Here is a 2480-nt window from a genome sequence, read left to right as displayed (position 1 = left end):
CAGTCGCTACCCCTTCCCCCTTAACAACCCCCAACCCCTTGAAAAAGCCTTTCAATGTTGCTGAGCTAAAGCTCAGATTTGATAAAACAAATTTGAACCAAATAGGGGTACCCCATTTATGGGGACTTTAGTATTTGATTCTTTAGCACGGATTTATTCGTGCGTTAAAAGAACATAGAAACAGTTTCCCCTATCCCTTAAGATCCCAACCCCTTCCTAGTTTGGCATTTTTATTTTATAAAAGCCTTTCAATATCGCTGAGCTAAAACTTAGATTTAATAAACAAATTTTTAGCCTCTAATGGCACAGCATAATACTCCACTCCAGCCATCTCATAGCCAAGCACAAATTTATGTAAATTCGCAAACTCATCTAAGCTTAGATTAAACTCATACACGCACCCAGATTGGCTATAGCTTTTATCTGCGTTTAATCCATTCTTATCATCATAGTAATCAAACCTAGAAAGTAGCGAAAATGGCACAAATAAACTAGCTATATTGTGACTTACATATTTTATTAATTGAGCCTTGTTTATAGCTAGGTTTGCACTACTCCCATACGCTCTAACCAAGCCCCCAACCCCAAGCTTTACTCCGCCAAAATATCGCACCACTATCACAGCCGTATCAATCAAATTCGCCCCACGCAAAGCATCTAAGCAAGGTGGCCCAGAGCTTCCTTTTGGCTCTCCATCATCGCTGGAGTTTTCTACAATTTGAAAATATTTATTATAGTAGCGATACGCCCAGACTATGTGTGCTGCCTTTGGATTTTCATCTTTTAGCCTAGATTTTAGCTCTTCAAATTCGCTAAAAGGACAGATATAACTAGCAAAATTTGATTTTTTAATATCTTGCTCGTGGCTATAGCACTCTTTTACGAAATACATTTTGTATAGTAACTCAAGCTTGTATTGCCAAATTTACGGCTTTTATATAGGGTTAGTTCGCCTATTTTATCTAAAGCATTATGGCTAGATATATGCTCTATCACCACTATATCCACCTTTAGTTGAGCTAGTAGCCCATAAATCCTATCATATATCCCATCAAAACCATCTCTAATATCAAATGGCGGATCTACATAGAGTATGATTTTTTGCGTTATATTCTCATCAACTATCTTAGGAGTTAGCTTAAATGTATCACCATAAAGTGCTATTAAATCGCTATCGCCGATCTTATCATAATTGGATTTTAAGCTATTAAATGCTAGTTTATCAAGCTCTATGGCATAGCCCTTTTTAGCATAGTTGCTAACTGCAGTTGCTGCCATCAATCCGCTACCACCAAATAGCTCTATAAACACAGAGTTATAAATATCATTTTGTAAGCTATTAAATACTGACTCTTTTACTATTGATTTGGTGCTTCTAGTGGTAGCTAGAGATGGTAAATTCAGTCTCTTGCCCTTATATTTACCGCTTGAAATAGTCGCAAATAGATTATTTTTCATACTCATCTTTTATTATTCTAATCAAATCAAATTTAAATTTATCCACCAAATCGCCTACTCTACGCTCCAAACTAGTAAGCTCACTTGACTGAATTTTACCACTAATTTGCATAGCTGAGTAGAACTCCCCTAGAGTATTTAGTAGCGTTTCTTTATTAAAAGGAACCTTAAGATATGGCGAATTACTATCTATTACAAAGACTGGCTTACTCCCTTTGGTTGCCCTATCGCTTACTATAAAATCACAATCTTTCCTAGTTGTCGCACTAGAGCCTAAAAATAGCCTTAAACTCTCAGCTAAAAGCAGACATTCACAATCTATACAAACTCTCATACTCATACTCCTTTAATTGGGATAAATATTATCAAAATATCTATAAATTTGGTATAAAATTTGCTTTAGATATGCCTAAATATATAGGCATACTATAAATTTTTATTCTATTTAAGCCGATTTAATGCTTAATCAAACTGATTTAATTTTATTTAAAAGGATGCCAAATGGAAATTTTCAAAGTAGCCGCACAACAGCAACAAATGGATATGTCTAACGCTACAAACGCAACTCAAAGATCAAATACACAATCTACGGCGGTAGAAAACTCAAATTCACAGCAAAACCAAAATTCACAAAATGGCACTAATGAGCATCTAACAAACGAGCAAATTCAAAATATTCTATCTCAAGCTAATGACAACCTTAGCTTACTTAGCACAAATATTAGATTTGGCTATAATGATAAGATCGATAGTATGTTTATAAATGTTATGGAGAAAGATACTGGCACTATAATCCGCAAAATTCCAACCGAACAAGCGATGAAGCTTACAGAACACTTCAAAGATATAATCGGTATGATATTTGATAAAAAGGAATAAAAATGGCAATAAATACTGAAAAATCACAACTAGGCTTAGGTAGTGGTAATGTCCTAAGCTGGGATACTATAGATAAACTAAAAGAAGCAGATACCAAGGCTCTAATCAAGCCTTTAGAGAAAGAGATCCAAAGCAATCTAACT

Annotated in this window: 4 protein-coding genes; 1 reads left to right on the top strand and 3 read right to left on the bottom strand. The window is 34.9% G+C overall.

From position 1 onward, the window contains the following. Positions 1-262 precede the first annotated feature (262 nt). From CSUIS19073_RS08145 to CSUIS19073_RS08135, 3 genes are read right to left on the bottom strand one after another with little or no spacing between them, the layout of a single operon-like run. Positions 263-892, bottom strand: coding sequence for a YigZ family protein (locus CSUIS19073_RS08145; protein WP_086242617.1), 630 nt, complete (start codon positions 890-892; stop codon positions 263-265). After that, positions 880-1458 carry an RsmD family RNA methyltransferase gene (locus CSUIS19073_RS08140; protein ID WP_236845313.1) on the bottom strand — a complete coding sequence of 193 codons (579 nt, stop codon included), beginning with the start codon at positions 1456-1458 and terminating at the stop codon, positions 880-882. The genes CSUIS19073_RS08145 and CSUIS19073_RS08140 overlap by 13 nt, the downstream gene beginning before the upstream one ends. Continuing rightward, positions 1448-1792: an ornithine carbamoyltransferase gene (locus CSUIS19073_RS08135; RefSeq protein WP_086236519.1), complete on the bottom strand. Its 345-nt coding sequence runs from the start codon at positions 1790-1792 to the stop codon at positions 1448-1450. The genes CSUIS19073_RS08140 and CSUIS19073_RS08135 overlap by 11 nt, the downstream gene beginning before the upstream one ends. Positions 1793-1959: 167 nt before the next feature. Here CSUIS19073_RS08135 and CSUIS19073_RS08130 point away from each other — a divergent pair, with 167 nt between their 5' ends. Beyond that, complete coding sequence (locus tag CSUIS19073_RS08130) at positions 1960-2337, top strand: flagellar protein FlaG (protein ID WP_086236518.1); 378 nt, start codon at positions 1960-1962, stop codon at positions 2335-2337. The last annotated feature ends 143 nt before the right edge of the window (positions 2338-2480 follow it).

It is taken from the genome of Campylobacter sp. RM19073, assembly GCF_024723495.1.
GTDB lineage: Bacteria > Campylobacterota > Campylobacteria > Campylobacterales > Campylobacteraceae > Campylobacter > Campylobacter porcelli.
Note: the sequence above shows the minus strand (reverse complement) of the source record. Positions and strands in the feature narration are given on the sequence as shown.